Raw genomic sequence first — 17,001 nt, 5'->3', positions numbered from 1 at the left:
TTATTTCTTTGTTATTATTTCTGTAATTACTTTGCCATTATCATTTACTTTAAGCAATTGCTTTTCCGCAGTACCATTATTTAACGCCCTTTGTATCGCATCCAAATGTTTTTCTTCATTAATTGCAGCATCTAAATTACTTTTAATCCACTTATTTGTCAACTGATCTTTACCCAGTTTACCAGAGCCATATTTGGTTTCACTAATAATATACTTTGGCGGCGGGCCTGGATCATGCCACACCCCATCTATACCTTTCCCTTTTGCTTTACTTAAAGGATCTATAAGTTCGCCGTTATGATTAAGCTTTTTATATCCTTTGCTTGCCATAAACTGGTCGGCCTGGTATTCGCCCATTTTCCCTTTTAGGGTATTTTCATACCCGCCCTTGCCATTTTTGCCTTTAAACCAATCGGCTTTACTACGCGCATTTTTTCCTTTTTTCTTACAATAAGCTTGGTAGGCCTCCTCAATTCGATCTTCATCAAATACCTCTCTCCATTTTTTTTCCCAAGCGGCCTTAAGTATATCATCCGCACTTTCTGATACCACCTCACCAAGCATTCTTGCAGTTTTTGCTTTTTCTGCCGCATTTGCTGCTTCGGCAGCTTTTGCCGCTGCATTGGCTTCTTCGGCTACCTTAGCCAATCTTGCAGCTTCAGCTGTTTTGGATAATACGTTAGCTGCTTCGCCTGTTTTACCTATTACATTTGCCGCCTCCGCATCACTTACTACGGCTTTGGCTTCGCCAACACCTGTAAACATTAGTGCAGCTTCAAAGCCACCGCGTCCGGTATATCTGCCCCAATCGCGGGGATTTTGCTTAACCGCCCAATTTTTAGCATTTTTCAGGGCTTCGCCAGTGTTGTTGAGAGCTGTGCCCGCTGCTTTTTGAACGTTACCCGATGTGGTTACCCAATTATAGGCATTTACGTGTGCCTGCCCAAAATCTTTTACTACTTTTTCTACGTTCCCATCGGTGGTAACCCAATCAGCGGCACTGCTTACCGTGTTTTTAGTGGCTACCGCTGCATCTTTTATTTTACCTGTGGTTTCTGTTGGGTGGGTTATTGCGTGCAGGGCTGCCCCACGTGCTTTGTCGCTCATTTCGCCGAGGAACAAAAGTCCTTCACCAATGCCTTTTACACCACCATAAATCCCTTCGTTAACACCGAGTTTAAAATTTTCATATTTGCCGTAGATTCCGCCAATCTTGTTGTTGGCTTTTTCCTGCGCATCAAAGCCTTTCTGAAACCAATCATCCACTTTTGCGCCAAGGCTTTTAACCTGCCGGCTTTTCATTGCCGATACATTGGCATCAATAGCAGCAAGGGCTGCCGCTACACTGAAATGAATGCCGATTTTACCACCGATACCGCATGGCAGTTTTGAATCTTCGAGCAGCTTGCGGTAGGGGCCAATGGTAATGCCTTCCTGCACCCCTTGCCACAGGATGGGGACAGGCTGGCATGGGGTTTTAGTAATGGAGCAAATGCCAAGGCAGGGTATGTTTACCATCGGTATTTTATCGCCCTCGGTGGCCGACTGCTTACCGTACAGGCTTACATTTTTATGGTTGGTTACCTTTAACTTTCCATATCCAAGCCCTTTGTTGCATACCAGATAGGCTCCGTCTGGAACGTATTTTTTTGCCATAGCTAACTGTTTAATGGTGTAAGGATGCAACTGCTCCGGTACATCAGCACGCCTTCAATCGCATATTGCGTTAGCTGTGACGACTGTACGGGCAAACTATTTTTATCATATTCATAACTTTCCAGGTGAAAGCCATCAACACGGCCATCAAGGTTATAAATGTCAAGCAGATGGCTGAACATTTCGGTCACGCTGTTTTGATCAAAATTTTCCCTGTCTATTTCCCCATCTATTTTTATGGTGCAACTGTCCAGTTCCCCGTTGTAATCTGCCAGCGTAACTGTTGTTTTAAAGGGCAATGAAGTATTACCAAATGCATTGCGTATTTCACGGTAACCCCCAACAGAATAATTGTTGCTTTTACTGAAACGCTGTCGCAATAATCCCGGCAGTAGCGCATGGTACAGGTATGATGACCGCACCGCCTTGTTCAACCCATCATCCGTATAGAGCGTTAAAACTGCATCGTTAATCAGTTCTTTATTTTTTGCATCATTTGCATATTTTTTTGCAAGCCCGGGCCTTATTTTTAGCCACTCTTCCTTAATCTGGGCCAGGTTGGTTACCTGTTGTATGTTGCCCTGTATATCCGTTTCAATTTTGAGTTCCTTTCTCAGTTGGGCCATGCTCAGGTCAACTGCGTCTGTTCCATTATTTTTAAGCTGCCATTGTTTTAATATCCGGATGGAAAACAGATTGTTTGTTTCCGTCTTTTTTTCTACCGAAAGCTGCACTTCTGTTTTTATTTCATTATGATATCCGTAACCATCAACTGTATAACTGATCTGCTGTTCTATCCGGTAAGTTGCCGATGTTCCTGCTTTTAATCCAAAATTTATTGGATAGGTTTCTTTGTGCAGCATGGCTAACTCTTATTGATTTCTACCTTGCCACCATTTAAGGAAGCGGTTGCTGCTGCGCCTATCGTCAGGTTCTTTTGCCCATCAATCGTGAAATCATTTTCAGATGCGGCCAGGTTCATGGCCTTGGCCTGCGCATCGATCAGGTCTTTTCCTTCAGCGGTAATGGTTTCTGCTTTTATATCAATGGTTTTTGTTGCGGCGGCCGTTTGTTCAGGTGTAGCACCCTCAGCAGGGGCAAGATTGCCCATGGTTATTTTTGGCGACTGGATATCGATGCTTTCAGAAAAATCGACGCTTAAGGATTTTCCGGTGATCGATACATGCCCCTCCTTATCCATGGTAATTGTACTTAAGCCCGTATGGATTACAATTTTATTGCCTGCCTGCGCTGTTAACAAAGCCTGTCCGTTTTTGATATTGATAAAGTTTGCTGCACTGGTTCCCATGTTAAGGGCATGGTTCAGGTCGTCAAAAGTTAGGGCACTGCCTTTTCTTGAGGTAAGGCCCTTGGTATTGCTGTTTTTAAAACCGCTGCTATCACCGCTTTTGCCATGGTAAACACTGCCCATTACAACAGGGCGGGCCACATTGCCTTCTTCAAAGGCAATAACAACCTGATCGCCTTTTTCGGGTATCACATGGAAGCCCCGGTTTTTGCCTGTATCGCCGCTGCCAGCATTCGGACTAACTACCCTTAACCATTCACTGGGATCGTTGGTGAGGCATTCCCATTTAAATTTTACTTTGATCCGGCCCTGGCCCTGAGGGTCGTCATTGTCCAGTACATCGGCGAGTTGCATATCCGGTGCAGGCTTTTCGTAATTCTTCACCAGGATGCGTTCTGTTGTCGCTGTCAGCCCTTCAAAAGTGTTGTGGTATTTTCCTGCTACGTCGATGTGGTGATTGATTCCGGTAATGAGAAATTTGCCCAGGCTTTCGGATACAAAAGCAAGCTCCTGTTTAATGCTCATCGTAATTTCGGCAATGCTGCCAATACTCAGTTCTGCGTTATCGCCTTTGGCACTGATTTTCAACAGTTCAGAAATATTGGCCTTTTCTTCGTTTTCCACTTGGCTTTTGATGTCGTTGCTGTTATCAACCCTAATCATGGAAGGTTGATTGAACGTTTTGCTGTACATGGAGTTGGAGGCTTCAATCGCATGTGCCAGATCGGGGCTTCCAGCTGCTGTGCCACTACTTTCGTTCTCCAGCATTTCATCCTGCCTGGGGTTGTAGGCAAAACGTTTGTGCTTTATCGGTGCAACTTCCATTGAATATTGCAAACGCTGCACATCGCGCCCGTAAAACAATGCTACTTCTTTCTGATTATCGGGTTTGCCGAAATTAAGCTGTGTGCCATCATAATAAAACCACTCGTGGTACTCTCCGGAGAGCCGGTTCAAAAACTCGAAATCACTTTCCTTATATTGGATCAGGTAATCTATCGGCGTTTTACGACTGGCATTGCTCACAATCTTTAAGTCATTGGCCGGGGTATCTTTTGTGGCCAGCTTTACAATCTCATTCAGGTCTTTGGCGAGGTAGGAGCCAAGGTCGGGCCCGCGATCGATCAAAATGGTTGGACTGTAACCACTCACAATGAGTACACCGTGATAACCATGATCCTGTGCCAGTTCCACTTTTGTAACCAGGCCAGCAAATTCCTGCATTTTATCCGCTTGGTGGCCAAAAGAAGCCGTAAGCGTTTTGCCCACAAAATTTCTGCTATCGTCTAGCCGTATCAGGCCAGGAATTGCCAGTTGATCATGTTTGAGCCTAAGTTCAAAATAATGGTGACCGTTAAACTGTTGTTTAAGGATGAAGGCATCAAAATGATTAATGGCTTTATCTTCTATATTGATTTCCGCAATAAGTTTGTTCTCCATAAGGGGTTTTTTAAAATGCCTGTAAACAAGTATGCTCGCTTTCGCTTTTGATTAGGGTGAGCATTAATTATTTGTTTTAAGCATCCGCATCAAACAGATAAGGCAAAAATCAAACCCTGTGTAAGTTAAAGTGTTAATAATGAGGTATGAAAAAGTTAGGATGATGCCGGATGTGGTGAAAAAGCCCATTCCTATCATGAATAATTGCTGTTTTTAGTGCATTAAGCGACTAAAAGCAATTGCTGAGAGAAATATTTATTTTTTGTTCAGCTTAATATTTAAATGATACACAAGGATAATGCGAAACGATGCATTTATAAAAGGCGTGTAATTTTTCCCCGTATTGTTTCTAAATTTCCCCGAATTGGGGTGGGGAATGAAAACAGCACAGTAATTAGCTGAGAAGAAAGATTAAGAAATGAAGCTTTTGTATTGCGCAAAATATAACGCAACACAATAAACTGGAGTCAATTTTGAAAGTGAAATAAGCGGTTTTTAATTTCCTATCGGAAGTTCCACTACAAAGGTTGTTCCCTTGCCATTACCGCTTTCTACACCAATTAGTCCCTGGTGCAGTTCGATAATTTCCCGGCAGAGGTAGAGGCCGATTCCAAAACCGGCAATCGATCCGATCTGTGGGTTTTGAACCCTATGGTACCGCTCAAATATCTTTTCGTGGTCTTCTGTTGCAATCTCTATACCTTCATCACTTACCAAAAATTGTACTTTATCAGGTACTAATTTCCTGGAGGCAATGGTGATCTTGCTTCCCATTGGAGAATATTTAACTGCGTTTCCGATCAGGTTCTGAATAACCTGTGAAATTTTTTCCCGGTCTGCAATCAGCGTTAATGCTTCCGCAGGTTCAAATTCGATAATATGGGTATGGATTGTGGAAAGCATTTCCTCTTCCAATTCGGCAAATAGTTTTTTAAGGTCAATTGCTGATTTTTCGATCAGCATTCTTCCCGAATCCAGCCGGGAGATATTCAGGAAGCCATTGATCATGGAATTCATGTTGCGCACCTGCCTTACCGACCTTTCAAGTATGCTTTGCTGTGCTGTGTTCTCTGCAAGCGATGCCTGGCGTTGGAGTACCTGTAAATAGGCATTTAAAGATGTTAATGGCGTTTTAAGTTCATGGCTAACCATGGCCATAAAGTCGTCTTTTCGCTGCTCATCCTTTTTTTGTTCGCTAATATCCCTTAAAGTTCCATTCAGGCTTGCAGCTTTACCGTCTGAATTATAAAATACTCTTCCTCTGGCCTGTACCATTCTATCGTTAGTCTCCTGAGGAATTTTTATCCGGTATTCAATAAAATAGTGGCCATTTGATCCATCTCTTAACGATTCGCTGATGGCTGCGGTTACTTTCTCCCTATCATCATCGTGAATGGAATTTAACGCCAATGATAAATCAAGGTTTTCATCTGCTGTAAGTCCGAACCACGATTTTAGCAATGGGTTGCCAGAAAAGAGGTTACTTGCCGGTTCATAATAAAATGTTGCCAGTTCTCCTGCATCGAGGGCAAGGGCAAGCATCTGTTGGTCTTTCTCGCTTCTGCGGCGATCTAGCACCTGTTGGGTAATTTCTTCAAGGATCACCAATACACCTGTTACAGTACCCATTGTAATTATGGGCTGATAAATAGAGTTTACAATGGCTTCCCTTAATCCACCGTTATGACGGAGTTTTACCAAAAATTCTTTATTAATCTTCGGCTGGCCGGTTAAAAAAACATTATTCAACCATGCGTTTACCGGCTGTCCTTTAAGTTCTGGTCTGGCTGTATGGTGTGGTTCGCCAATTACTTCTTCTCCTTTGCGGCCCCATATGTTCAGGATTGCGGGATTGGCTATTTCAATAATATGATCTGGGCCCTGTAACACCGCAATGCCAACTGGTGCCTGTTCAATAATGGTTCTTACGTGTTCGCGGCTTTCTTCTAAAAGCTTAAGTGAACTGTTCAGGTTTTCATTTGTAGAAGTCAGCTCCTCCATTGTGGTCGCCATTTCTTCAATTAGGGCCTGTTCTTTTTCTTCTTTGTGCTGAATACGTTCGAGGTAAGCTCTTCTTGCTGTCACATCTTTTGCTGTATTTAAGATGCAGTAAGTTTTTTTATCGCTACCTATTAATGCTTTGTACTCGTAATCGAAATAACCGATGGTGGGCATTCCATTTTTGATGAGTTGTGCAGGGGCATCTGTTACGGAGTAGGTAACGCCCGAATGCCATACTTGCTGAAGAAGGGGCAAAAACGGCTGACCTTCAAGTTCTGGTATGGCCGCTAATAGTGTTTTGCCTATTGCCGAAATATCTTTCCCCCATAGGGCCAGCATTCCATCGTTTGCAAAACGGATCACCATATCTTCGCCACTATAAATTGCAGTAGGCTCTGGAGATGACTGGAGTGCCTGGAATATCAGTTCGTCGTTAAAATTGTTGTCGTGCGGTCTTTCTTCGGTATTCATCAATAGTCAAAGATATGCAAATTGGAATAAATTTAATATGAAGTCATAATCAATATGGCGTCACTTAATATCCAAAAAAACATAAAATAAAACGGTAAATAAAAGCGGGATGGCCCTTAATTTTGGTTAGCATTTTTTTTAATCTTTCATCAAGGGTTGATGTTTTTAGTCAGGAAATTCATTCTGTGTGTATTAAAGCTTATGCTTGGGGTTGCGAAATTCTATCTTATGTAATTTCATTATCCTCTCCATTTCGCGGGCTTTAACCTGCTCAGGGTCAGTAACTGTATCATTGCATACTTTATTCGTCTTGTTTTGTTGTTTAAAATCTTCCCATCCTGTATAGCCTGTAAATATCGCCAGGCTATCGAGCACAAATGGCGATGCATCAGCTGTATCTCTAAGCACTCCAAAAAAGCGCTTTATCGTAGTCTCCGACAGGTAATTCCTGTCTTTAGCGAATATTTTTATTGATATTTCCTTGCAATCTGTTATGCAAAGGGTTTCAATTTTGCAGGCTGAAAGTACCTGTATCCTTAGCGCTGAATAAAAAAAGTCATATTGTCTCATATCTTATGCCTGTTTCCTTCTCCAATTAGTTTTCTTATTATCCTATAGTAATATGTTTAATTTACAGCTTTGTATGCAATTGTGTAAATAATGTTTGTGACAATCTTGTTATACTTCCTGTGCTCACGTTATAATCAATGTTTAAACGTAGTAATTTAACATGTTATAGCTATGAGTTGTGGTATTTATTGGTGCAAAGTATTTAGATTCTGTATACCTGCTTATGCAGATTTGATTAAATTATGAATAATAAAATTTTACTGATTGACGATGATGAATTGATGCTTGAGGCACTTGATTGTTTTTTAATGATGGAGCACTTCAATACACATAAGGTTGCCAAAGCGGAGCAGATTATACAATCGGTTAATGATTTTAAGCCTGATTTAATTGTGATGGATATCCGTTTGGATACTGCTGATGGACGAACCGTTTGCGATGAATTAAAATCTGAAACATCTACCTCTCATATTCCCATTATATTACTTACCGGGCTCACTTTTGATGAGATTGCTTATATAGATTGTTCGGCAGATGCTATTATTGGAAAGCCTTTCCTCAACAGTTCTTTACTGCATACAATTAACCAATTACTGAAATAAACCCTTCATTATTTTCTTTAACGCAACTTTTATTTTAAATGTGGGCTTTTTTGATTGTCGAGAATCAAACTATACGCTATAATAAATCGATTTTATAGAAAATAATATTTAAAATTCAAAACTTTTAAGTGAAATAGATGTTTTAGGAATGCTATTTACGTCTATCTATCGTTTTAAAAGTATGAAATTTTCGCCTCAATGTATCATGCCCAAAATTTTGGTGTGTGTTATCCTCTTCGTTTTTCTGTCAATTTCCAAATCTTTCGCTTCAGATGATTATCCTCACGGTTGCATTATTTACTATAATGGGGCCGAACGTGTTTTTACTGATTTTATAGGGATTGATCCTGATAATGGAGCAAGAATGTACGCCCTAACAACCAGCTATAAGCAAGGTACAGGTAATTGTGAGGCGATGGTGAGCTATACAACACCTTACTCTGGTGGCTGCAGTATACCATGGGTTAATACAGGAGCAAATGTTACTATTGCTGCACTTTATAATTGTCCGCTTGATAAAGGCGAAACAATTTCTATTATTCTTCTCGCCATTGGCGGAGTAGCTGCGATAAGGAAAACCAGCGGTACTAAAAAGAAGTAATTAACCTGGCTTAACCCTAAGTTTTTTACAATCCATTTGCCGTTATGGCCTTTAAATATGCTTGTACAATCATTGTACGAGGGTGACTTTTGTGCATAAATAAAATGATTCTCGTTTTCAACAGGTTACCTTTTGCCCACTTGCAAATGACAATGAAGATGGTAATTTTGCCTGATGAAGGTGAGTGTAGTTGCTATTTTAGAGACAGTGTTTAGTAGGGAGCCAGCATGGGCAAAGATTATGGACAACAGGTTGCTGAGGGCAGCGAAAGAACTTCAGGATTATCACCTTATCGGCCTTTTATCAAAAAGATCAAACGTACACTCGCTTACCATTCAATTGAGTTACAACCAGAAATATAAAATCCGTTATCAAATTATGAGTGATGTACCTCCAGATGTAGACATGCTTGTTAAAGAACGCTGCGGCAGGTTAGGATATATTCTTTATAAAAGCATTGCAACGGAACAAGAAAAGGCATTGTGGTAAGCTTTACCATTACACATCATTTAGATTGATTAACTTTTTTTAAAGGTTTATCTTTTACAGGGGTTTTTCGTGCCTTGGTTTGCTTTGCGGTTGTTTTTTTAATGGCCTTCGTTTTTATCCGCTTTTCGAGTGCGTTTAGTCTGCGTTGCCACTTTTGTATTATTTCGTCCTCGTAATTGGGCAGCTCATTAGCACCAAGCATGCCAAGCATTTTTGCAAGCGGACGAGAATCTTCGGCAATTTTTTTATGCTCACTGATCCATTCGCGCTTTTCCTGTTCAGTATGATTTTCGTGCGATTTAATCGAATCTTTTAGCAGCGAAAGTTCAGCCTGTATATTTTTTTCTTTTCTGTATAAAATCAGCAATCTTGATGTGGCACCGGTATGCAAGGGGTTTTTCTTCAATACCGATTGATAAGCCTTGATGGCCTGCGCAAATTCATTTGCAGTTTCAAGGTTTCTGGCACTTGCAAATTTTTCTGCCTCCATAATCTTGCTCTTTTTACTCATGTCAATTGGTTGCTTTGCGGACTATTTCTATCGGCTCGTGCCTGAATTAATGTATGAATTTCCGGCCAGATGTTTTCTGCTGCAATCCGGTATCCTGAGGCTAAAGGATGAACACCATCTGGCATATTTAGGCTCCGGTTTCCGGCTACGTTTTTTAAAAATGATGGTACTATTGCCACACCGTTTTCTTTCGCCAGCTTTTCATAAATGCCTTGGTAGCCGCTGCTGTGCCCATATGCCCATTGTGGCAGTGCAATGCCCAGTATAAGAATGGATGCTAATGGCTGTGCAACCCGTACACGAGATAGTATTGTCTGTAGGTTATTATAAATAAGGGTAGGAGATAGGCCCCTTAAAAAATCATTGGCACCCAGTTCAATAACAAAAATGGCAATGTTTCCTATAAGGTACGGCGCTATCCGCAATAAGGCAGCAGCTGTAGTGTCGCCGCTCAGCCCCGCATTCACCACTTCGAAACTGAATCCTTGTTGTTTTAACTTCTGATCAATTAATGCAGGCAGGGATTCGCTTTGAGGATCTTTTAGGCCGTAGCCAGCGATTAGGCTGTTGCCAAAAAAAACAATTTTCTCCATTTACTATGCGTTCTTTTTTATCAGTAAAGCCGATAGCAATACTGCTGCGCCAAGGGCAATGTATTTTCGGTGGGCTTTTGGCTTTCCTGGGATTCCCCATCCACCATAAACCGAGTTTCCAAAATTTACGGGGTTAAAAACATTGCCACTTGTTGTTTCTGTTTTTTTGGCGTGTTTTAAATAGGTGCGGATTACGCTTCCGGCAATTGCTGTGGTTAGGCCGGGTAAAATCGTGCGTGAAAAACGCATTAATGTAGAAAAACTTCCAACCATTTTTTCGGCCATTGGGTTTATCGAAAGTTTTACGATCTCATTTGCCAGTCTGCTAGGATCATACACGATTGGGCCGGGCTTTAGTACTTTTCCGGTATAGTTGGCTGCATGTTGCATGCCTGGGGTATCTAAAAAGCCTGGGAAAGCATCGCATACACGTATATTGGGTAGGTGGCGCAGCTCTGCTTTTAGTGCTGCCGAGAATCCGCGAAGGCCGAACTTTGCTGCCGAATAACCTGCGCCAAAAGGCACAGGAAGAAACCACCTATCGATATATTGTTTATCAAAATTCCATGGCCTTGGGTTTTAAAATATGGAAGCACAGCATGTGCCCCGTGCATATAGCCCAGGAGATTTGTTTTCACCACTTGTTCGCTAACCTCCATCGGGGTAACATCAAACTCACCAATGGCGAGTACGCCTGCATTGTTAACCCAAACATCAATTGTACCGTTTATATCAGCTGCTGCTGCGGCAAGGTTAATCACCGATCGGTAATCCGAAGTATCGCAAACCACACACTTAACTTCAGTTTTATAAATTGCACATTCGTTTGCCAGTTCTTCAAGGGCTTTAAGGTTTCTTGAGGCGATTACGATCCGGTCGCCATTTTTAGCAAATGCCAGTGCAATTGCACTTCCTGCACCGCTAGATGCACCTGTAATAACTACCGTTCTCCTGCTTGTTTCTGTAATTTGCTGTTTCATATTATTTAAACCAGCTTAAATCAGGGAATGTTTTCTTTTTGTCTAATGTTTAAACTATTAAATGGGTTGCGTTTTTTAAATCCCTGAATTGAATAGACTTTATCTTTGTAATTAAATAAGTACTAATTTCAAAAGTTTACCCAAATTCCGTTATCGCTTTACTGAATTATGAAGCTTATTCAGTAAACTAGACGTTACATCAGTTCATCAAAATGAATCGGTAAGCTATTGATGCGTTTTCCGGTTGCGTGGAAAATTGCATTAGAAATGGCTGCGGGCATGCCCACCAATCCAATTTCTCCAACCCCCTTAATACCAAGTTCATTAATAAGCTCGTCTTTCTCTTCGGCAAAAATTACATCCATGTCTTTAATGTCTGCATGAACAGGAATATGGTATTCACCCAGGTTGGTATTGATGTATTTACCTAGTTTTTTATCCATAATGGTTTCTTCGTGCAGGGCCTTGCCAATACCCCATACCATGGAGCCATATATCTGGCTTTTTGCTGTTTTCGGGTTGATGATTTTACCTGCTGCTACTGCGGTAACGGCCCTGGTAACGGTTACGTTTCCTAGTTCAATATCTACTTCTACCTCTACAAACGATGCGCTATGCGTGGCCTTACTGTAATTCCTGAGTTTCAGCATATGCGGCTTACCCATATTTGTGGTTTTTATGTTACGGCCTTTATTAAAAGCAACAATCTCTTTAAAGGAGATTGATATTCCCGGATCAGCTTTAAGGTAAATTCTGCCACCTTCGAATACGATATCTTTATCATCACTTTTGGCAAAAGGAAAATTGTCCATCTTCCGGGCTACCTTAAGTATTTTCTTTTTCAGTTCTTTAGTGGCCACAACAATTCCCACTCCTGTTGAGGCAGTCATTGCAGAGCCGCCCTGAAACATAGAAAAAGGTTTCTGACTGTCGCCATAACGGAAATCCACATCTTCAATGGATAAACCAAGTTCATCCGCTGCAATTTGGGTCATTACCGTAAAAGTTCCGGTGCCGATATCGGTTACTGCATTATTGAGGATCAGTTTACCTTCAGCATTAATCATGGCTTCTACCCGTGATGGGAACTGCAAAGCATCCCAAATCCCTGTGGCCATGCCATAGCCTACCAGTTTATTTCCACGCGTCATGCTTCTTGGTTCGGGTGTCCGGTTTTTCCATCCAAAGCGTTCTGCGGCTTGCAGGTAACACGCTCTGAGTGCTTTACTGGTATAAGGTTTTTTTGCAGAAGGATCGGTATCTGAATAATTAAGCAATCTGAGTTCGAGCGGATCAATTTTAAGTTTATAAGCCAGCTCATCCATGGTACATTCAATGGCATGTAAAGCTGTACTGCCGCCGGGTGCCCGCATATCTAAAGGGGTACAAACATCCAGTGGAACAACCTTTTGCTCAAACAGCGTATTGGGCGCAGGATAAAGCTTATGGCTCCATGAAGCTACCGATTCAAAATAATCTTCATAACTGGAGGTTTCGCTCAAGGCGGTATGGCCCATTGCGGTAAGCCTGCCATTAACATCAGTTGCAAACTTAAGATTTTGTTTAGTTGGCGGTCTGTGGCTAAAAAAGAACATCTGCTTACGATCTAACACCAGGCGCACATTGCGTTTTAAGTGGATAGCGGCCATTGCACATAAAAGCAACTGGTATTGGGGGCGTAAACCCGAACCGAACGCGCCACCAACAAAAGGCGCAAGTACCCTTACATTTTTATATTTTAAACCGAATACATTGGCTACAAAAAGCTGGTTATTAATGGTACCCTGCGTTTTATCGTAAATGGTGAGTTTGCCCTCGCCATCGTACACCGTTGTGGTGGCAAACGTTTCCATTGGGTTGTGGTGCTCAGTGCCATGTAGGTATTCACTTTCTACCTTTACTGCGGCATTTTGATAGGCTTGTTCAAAATTGCCAGTAGGTGGGGGCGGTGGTGGTTTAAGTGCAGTGGCCAGCCCAAATTTCGGCGGTCGTGCCTGCTCTGTATGATCGGTAAGGAAGGTTTCGAAAGGTTTTTCTTCAAAATCAAATTCTACCAGTGTAGCTGCATAACGTGCGGTTTCAAAATCTTCTGCCACCACCAGTGCAATCGGTTGGCCGTTATATAAAATTTCATCATTATAAAAAGGTTTAAACACTGTTCCGGGCGGGGCATCCATATCGGCATACTGGAGATCGAACCAAGCCAGTTTTGGCCTGTTTATATGCGATAATACTGTTATTACGCCAGGTAATGCGGTTGCGTTATCAATGTTGATGCTTTTAATTTTACCTTTGGTTACGGGGCTGTTTACCACATAAGCATGCAGCAGATTTTCTACCTCATATTCTGCGGCATATTTGGCAGCACCGGTTACTTTTAGTTTACCTTCGAGCCGACTTATCGGCTTACCAACGATTTTATCTTTATCCATTGTTTTTTCGATAGTTGATTGTATTGTTTAAGCCGAAGGCTGTGCGCCGGGTTGCTGGCTTGATGGATCAAGTGCCATCATACAGTTTCTTACAATTGCCTTTTTGGCAAGGGCAATTTTAAAATCATTATCGCCATATCCTTTGGCACCTTGTACAATCAGCTCTGCTGCAGCCGAAAAGTTTTCGCGGTTGGCCTCTTTATTAATTAAAAAATCTTCGGCTTCAGCAACCCGCCATGGCTTGTGTGCAACACCGCCCAGGGCAATACGGGCTTCAGTGATCAATTTTCCATCAAGCTTTAGTGCAGTAGCTACAGATACCAACGCAAAGGCATAAGAATGCCGATCGCGCAGTTTTAAGTATGAATAGTGATCTTTAAAACCATTTTCAGGGAGATCTATCGAGGTGATGAGTTCGCCGGTTTTTAAATTATTGTCCAGCTCAGGAGCATCGCCGGGCAAACGGTGGAAATCAGCAAAATCGATACTTCGTTCGCCATCCAAACCGGTTACATTTACCCTGGCGTTTAATGCCGAAAGTGCTATGCACATATCTGAAGGGAATACTGCAATGCAGCTGTCGCTCGTTCCCAATATTGCATGTATGCGGTTATAGCCTGTTTTTGCAGGGCAGCCTGATCCGGGGATGCGTTTATTGCATGGTACCTGATCATCATAAAAATAATAACAACGGGTGCGCTGCAATAAATTGCCTCCGTTACTGGCCATATTCCTGATTTGTGCGGAAGCCCCTGCTAAAATAGCTTTAGATAGTAAAGGGTACCTTTCTTCAATTAAAGGATGGTAGGCAGTATCTGCATTTCTCACTGCTGCGCCAAGCCTTACACCTCCATCAGGGGTTTCGGTAATGGTATTGTTTATGCTGATGTGGTTAATATCAATAAGTGCAGCGGGATGGGTGAGGTTATATTTCCATAAATCAACAAGGTTGGTGCCTCCGGCAAGGTATTGAGCATTTATATCTTTATCGCGCAGGTTAATGGCTTGGTCGGCATCAGCGGCCTGTAAGTATTCGAAATTATTCATAATAGCCTCCGTCTTTTACCTGCATAATTGCATCGATAATTCCTTTATTGGCACCACAACGGCATAGGTTGCCGCTCATCAGTTCGCTAACTTCATCGCGGGTTGTTGCGCGGTTTTCTTTTAACATGCCTACTGCGCTGCAAATCTGGCCGGGGGTGCAGTAACCACATTGAAAAGCATCGTGATCAATAAATGCCTGTTGCAGGGGATGGAGATTATCATCATCACCCAAACCTTCTATTGTGGTAATTTCTGATCCGTTTTTCGCCACAGCCAGGCTTAAGCAACTCAATATCCTTTTGTCATCACAAATAATGGTACATGCGCCGCATTGGCCATGGTCGCATCCTTTTTTTGTGCCGGTAAGTAGTAAGCGGTCGCGAAGTGCATCGAGTAATGAAACCCAAGGGCTTAAGTCCAGTTCATGGCGGATCCCATTTACTGTGAGTATAGTTTTGGCCATTTAATTATGTTTTGAAGTTGGTATGCCTATTGGTAAAACTAATATGCAGTTTAAAAAGTTTTAGATCGTGAAGATTAATGCAGCTTATGGGCTCAACTTTGAGATGGGAGATGGTTAGAACGGAGGTAATCAGTTCTTTTAAGAATTGGTTATGAGAAGCAAAACCGGGATATGAACAAAAAAATATATTAATAACAGATATTCATACCTACCTAGCTTCTAAACCGACATTTAAGGTATGAATATCTATTTTACGCTTAATTTATACAGCGGTTCTATACTGTTTCAGGCGTTTTTTCAACTCCATCCTGGCCTGATGAATATGTGTTTTAACGGTGCCCAGCGGAATTTCGAGTTAATCTGCTATTTCATGGTATTTATAACCTTCTACATGCCTTACAAAAGGCAAGCGATAAGCTTCGGGTAAATTGTTTAATGCATTTTGAATATCCTGCATGGCAAATCTATTCTCTGCTACGTTTGTGGTAGCACTTTTGTAAAGATGCATGCTGCTGATTTCTTCTTCAGTGGTTATTACTGAATTTTTTCTTGCCTTTTTGCGGTAATCATTAATATAAGTGTTGCGCATAATTACAAATAGCCAACCCTTAAAGTTTGATCCTTTTTCAAAGCTTTCCTTAAAACGAAGTGCTTTGATCAAAGTATCCTGTACAAGGTCGTCGGCATCATCAAGGTCTCGTGTAAATTTCATCGCATGTGCGCGGAGATGGTCAGCGTAGCTACTAACCATACTGCTGAATGTGGCTGTTTTCATAGACAAATGTTTTTAGGTACTTAATCAACCATAAAAATTTTTATGTGGTTTGTATCTTTTATAATACAATTTGTCTGCGGCCAAATGTATGGCACTCATAAGGCGTTAAACCAACATTATATCGGCTATTTTATTTGTTTTTCTTTAAGCACTATTATTAAAACAAAAGTGATGATGGCGAATCACTGAATAGTTAAGAATTAAATAAATTGTAAGTGAGAATTAAATAAAAAATCAATGGATGGTAAATCAATAAATTACCGCTTTTTTCAGTTTATCATAATGCAAAAGAGGCTAGAGGAAAGCGTAAATACTTTATAATTAGTGATATTTATAATTAATGATTAAGTTTGTACCAATTATTATTAGCGAACTCAAGATAGAAAATGGACGAAAGATTAATTAAATTAGAAGAGAAACTGGATACTTTTATCAATGCTGTTCAATCAGCTTTTGAAAAAATAGATAAAAACTTTGAGTCCTTTAATAAACGTTTTGATGTAATAAATATCAAGCTTAATTCAATAACTGAAAAGGTAGATTTATTACAGGGTAAATCATCCCATACAATTGAAACGCTGGAAACAGGTTTCAACGATATTAAAACAGAAATTGATAAAAATAGCTGTTGTTACCCGGTAGGATAGCGATTATCCTTACTTAGTTAAGAAAGAAAACAAACCAGACTAAAAATAAATGTATAAAGCTCCGTTAACGGAGCTTTTTTTATGCTTTTTAATGGTATTCAAACATCAGTTTATTGTTTTCGGTATAGAGGTAGGTGGTGCGGTTGCCAAGATAGTTATGAATTGGATACCTGCTATCCATTTTATTTAATGAATCAACAAGGTTTTTGGTCACCATTTGTAGCCTGCGTTTAAAAGCAGTTCTTTTTGCTTCCAGGTCTTTTATCTCTACCTCGTTAATGGATGCATCGATATCATGGCCGATGTTGTGGATTTTATTTAAAAGGTCCAAATATTGATTGAATTGTTCCTGAATCGTGTAATTGCTCATATTAGCGATAAACGGAAAAGGGTTAAAAATAGTTTCATGCCCCT

The 17,001-nt window shown here is 41.1% G+C and carries 18 protein-coding genes; 4 read left to right on the top strand and 14 right to left on the bottom strand.

Annotation, left to right across the window (positions count from 1 at the left end):
* The 5 genes from AC0IWE_RS11820 to AC0IWE_RS11800 form a co-directional block, all read right to left on the bottom strand.
* Window positions 1-1,656, bottom strand: coding sequence for a PAAR-like protein (locus AC0IWE_RS11820; protein WP_471793226.1), 1,656 nt, complete (start codon window positions 1,654-1,656; stop codon window positions 1-3).
* A 2-nt stretch (window positions 1,657-1,658) separates the two neighbouring features.
* The gene (locus AC0IWE_RS11815) at window positions 1,659-2,519 is read right to left on the bottom strand and encodes a hypothetical protein (protein WP_471793225.1); all 861 of its coding nucleotides are present in this window, start codon (window positions 2,517-2,519) and stop codon (window positions 1,659-1,661) included.
* A gap of 2 nt (window positions 2,520-2,521) precedes the next feature.
* Window positions 2,522-4,405 carry a type VI secretion system Vgr family protein gene (locus AC0IWE_RS11810; protein WP_471793224.1) on the bottom strand — a complete coding sequence of 628 codons (1,884 nt, stop codon included), beginning with the start codon at window positions 4,403-4,405 and terminating at the stop codon, window positions 2,522-2,524.
* 495 nt (window positions 4,406-4,900) lie between these two features.
* A complete protein-coding gene (locus AC0IWE_RS11805) occupies window positions 4,901-6,877 on the bottom strand; it encodes a PAS domain-containing sensor histidine kinase (RefSeq protein ID WP_471794032.1) in 1,977 nt (658 codons plus the stop codon).
* A 192-nt stretch (window positions 6,878-7,069) separates the two neighbouring features.
* The gene (locus AC0IWE_RS11800; protein WP_471793223.1) at window positions 7,070-7,447 is read right to left on the bottom strand and encodes a hypothetical protein; all 378 of its coding nucleotides are present in this window, start codon (window positions 7,445-7,447) and stop codon (window positions 7,070-7,072) included.
* A 242-nt stretch (window positions 7,448-7,689) separates the two neighbouring features.
* Here AC0IWE_RS11800 and AC0IWE_RS11795 point away from each other — a divergent pair, with 242 nt between their 5' ends.
* The 3 genes from AC0IWE_RS11795 to AC0IWE_RS11785 all read left to right on the top strand — a co-directional run bounded on the left by AC0IWE_RS11795 (window position 7,690) and on the right by AC0IWE_RS11785 (window position 9,139).
* Window positions 7,690-8,049 carry a response regulator gene (locus AC0IWE_RS11795; RefSeq protein WP_055904797.1) on the top strand — a complete coding sequence of 120 codons (360 nt, stop codon included), beginning with the start codon at window positions 7,690-7,692 and terminating at the stop codon, window positions 8,047-8,049.
* A 181-nt stretch (window positions 8,050-8,230) separates the two neighbouring features.
* Window positions 8,231-8,650, top strand: a complete 420-nt coding sequence (locus AC0IWE_RS11790; RefSeq protein ID WP_471793222.1) for a hypothetical protein — start codon at window positions 8,231-8,233, stop codon at window positions 8,648-8,650.
* Between the two features lie 174 nt (window positions 8,651-8,824).
* Complete coding sequence (locus tag AC0IWE_RS11785) at window positions 8,825-9,139, top strand: hypothetical protein (RefSeq protein WP_471793221.1); 315 nt, start codon at window positions 8,825-8,827, stop codon at window positions 9,137-9,139.
* Window positions 9,140-9,155: 16 nt separating this feature from the next.
* On the opposite strand, the gene AC0IWE_RS11780 is transcribed toward AC0IWE_RS11785, so the two are convergent.
* From AC0IWE_RS11780 to AC0IWE_RS11745, 8 genes are all read right to left on the bottom strand, one after another.
* Window positions 9,156-9,629 (bottom strand): hypothetical protein, encoded by a 474-nt coding sequence (locus AC0IWE_RS11780; RefSeq protein WP_471793220.1) that lies wholly within the window; start codon window positions 9,627-9,629, stop codon window positions 9,156-9,158.
* 17 nt (window positions 9,630-9,646) lie between these two features.
* A complete protein-coding gene (locus AC0IWE_RS11775) occupies window positions 9,647-10,243 on the bottom strand; it encodes an arylesterase (RefSeq protein ID WP_471793219.1) in 597 nt (198 codons plus the stop codon).
* A gap of 3 nt (window positions 10,244-10,246) precedes the next feature.
* Entirely contained in the window at window positions 10,247-10,768 is a 522-nt protein-coding gene (locus AC0IWE_RS11770) for an SDR family NAD(P)-dependent oxidoreductase (RefSeq protein WP_471793218.1), read from the bottom strand.
* A complete protein-coding gene (locus AC0IWE_RS11765) occupies window positions 10,705-11,223 on the bottom strand; it encodes an SDR family NAD(P)-dependent oxidoreductase (RefSeq protein ID WP_471793217.1) in 519 nt (172 codons plus the stop codon). The genes AC0IWE_RS11770 and AC0IWE_RS11765 overlap by 64 nt, the downstream gene beginning before the upstream one ends.
* A gap of 194 nt (window positions 11,224-11,417) precedes the next feature.
* Window positions 11,418-13,655, bottom strand: a complete 2,238-nt coding sequence (locus AC0IWE_RS11760) for a xanthine dehydrogenase family protein molybdopterin-binding subunit (protein ID WP_471793216.1) — start codon at window positions 13,653-13,655, stop codon at window positions 11,418-11,420.
* 27 nt (window positions 13,656-13,682) lie between these two features.
* Complete coding sequence (locus AC0IWE_RS11755) at window positions 13,683-14,702, bottom strand: FAD binding domain-containing protein (RefSeq protein ID WP_471793215.1); 1,020 nt, start codon at window positions 14,700-14,702, stop codon at window positions 13,683-13,685.
* The gene (locus tag AC0IWE_RS11750; protein ID WP_471793214.1) at window positions 14,695-15,165 is read right to left on the bottom strand and encodes a (2Fe-2S)-binding protein; all 471 of its coding nucleotides are present in this window, start codon (window positions 15,163-15,165) and stop codon (window positions 14,695-14,697) included. The genes AC0IWE_RS11755 and AC0IWE_RS11750 overlap by 8 nt, the downstream gene beginning before the upstream one ends.
* Before the next feature lie 355 nt (window positions 15,166-15,520).
* Window positions 15,521-15,940, bottom strand: a complete 420-nt coding sequence (locus AC0IWE_RS11745) for an RNA polymerase sigma factor (RefSeq protein ID WP_471793213.1) — start codon at window positions 15,938-15,940, stop codon at window positions 15,521-15,523.
* Window positions 15,941-16,326: 386 nt separating this feature from the next.
* Here AC0IWE_RS11745 and AC0IWE_RS11740 point away from each other — a divergent pair, with 386 nt between their 5' ends.
* Window positions 16,327-16,587 carry a hypothetical protein gene (locus AC0IWE_RS11740; protein WP_471793212.1) on the top strand — a complete coding sequence of 87 codons (261 nt, stop codon included), beginning with the start codon at window positions 16,327-16,329 and terminating at the stop codon, window positions 16,585-16,587.
* A gap of 88 nt (window positions 16,588-16,675) precedes the next feature.
* Here the strand turns inward: AC0IWE_RS11740 and AC0IWE_RS11735 are convergent, their stop codons facing one another.
* The gene (locus AC0IWE_RS11735; protein ID WP_055904773.1) at window positions 16,676-16,957 is read right to left on the bottom strand and encodes a hypothetical protein; all 282 of its coding nucleotides are present in this window, start codon (window positions 16,955-16,957) and stop codon (window positions 16,676-16,678) included.
* Between the last annotated feature and the right edge of the window lie 44 nt (window positions 16,958-17,001).

The organism is Pedobacter sp. AC402 (assembly GCF_979252805.1).
The sequence above is the reverse complement of the archived record's forward strand: the minus strand, read 5'-3'. Positions and strand labels throughout refer to the sequence as shown.

Bases quoted from the DNA above. Each gene is read 5' to 3' on its own strand.
- AC0IWE_RS11820 (WP_471793226.1), bottom strand. From the start codon at position 1,656: ATGGCAAAAAAATACGTTCCAGACGGAGCCTATCTGGTATGCAACAAA.
- AC0IWE_RS11815 (WP_471793225.1), bottom strand. From the start codon at position 2,519: ATGCTGCACAAAGAAACCTATCCAATAAATTTTGGATTAAAAGCAGGA.
- AC0IWE_RS11810 (WP_471793224.1), bottom strand. From the start codon at position 4,405: ATGGAGAACAAACTTATTGCGGAAATCAATATAGAAGATAAAGCCATT.
- AC0IWE_RS11805 (WP_471794032.1), bottom strand. From the start codon at position 6,877: ATGAATACCGAAGAAAGACCGCACGACAACAATTTTAACGACGAACTG.
- AC0IWE_RS11800 (WP_471793223.1), bottom strand. From the start codon at position 7,447: ATGAGACAATATGACTTTTTTTATTCAGCGCTAAGGATACAGGTACTT.
- AC0IWE_RS11795 (WP_055904797.1), top strand. From the start codon at position 7,690: ATGAATAATAAAATTTTACTGATTGACGATGATGAATTGATGCTTGAG.
- AC0IWE_RS11790 (WP_471793222.1), top strand. From the start codon at position 8,231: ATGAAATTTTCGCCTCAATGTATCATGCCCAAAATTTTGGTGTGTGTT.
- AC0IWE_RS11785 (WP_471793221.1), top strand. From the start codon at position 8,825: ATGAAGGTGAGTGTAGTTGCTATTTTAGAGACAGTGTTTAGTAGGGAG.
- AC0IWE_RS11780 (WP_471793220.1), bottom strand. From the start codon at position 9,629: ATGGAGGCAGAAAAATTTGCAAGTGCCAGAAACCTTGAAACTGCAAAT.
- AC0IWE_RS11775 (WP_471793219.1), bottom strand. From the start codon at position 10,243: ATGGAGAAAATTGTTTTTTTTGGCAACAGCCTAATCGCTGGCTACGGC.
- AC0IWE_RS11765 (WP_471793217.1), bottom strand. From the start codon at position 11,223: ATGAAACAGCAAATTACAGAAACAAGCAGGAGAACGGTAGTTATTACA.
- AC0IWE_RS11760 (WP_471793216.1), bottom strand. From the start codon at position 13,655: ATGGATAAAGATAAAATCGTTGGTAAGCCGATAAGTCGGCTCGAAGGT.
- AC0IWE_RS11755 (WP_471793215.1), bottom strand. From the start codon at position 14,702: ATGAATAATTTCGAATACTTACAGGCCGCTGATGCCGACCAAGCCATT.
- AC0IWE_RS11750 (WP_471793214.1), bottom strand. From the start codon at position 15,165: ATGGCCAAAACTATACTCACAGTAAATGGGATCCGCCATGAACTGGAC.
- AC0IWE_RS11745 (WP_471793213.1), bottom strand. From the start codon at position 15,940: ATGAAAACAGCCACATTCAGCAGTATGGTTAGTAGCTACGCTGACCAT.
- AC0IWE_RS11740 (WP_471793212.1), top strand. From the start codon at position 16,327: ATGGACGAAAGATTAATTAAATTAGAAGAGAAACTGGATACTTTTATC.
- AC0IWE_RS11735 (WP_055904773.1), bottom strand. From the start codon at position 16,957: ATGAGCAATTACACGATTCAGGAACAATTCAATCAATATTTGGACCTT.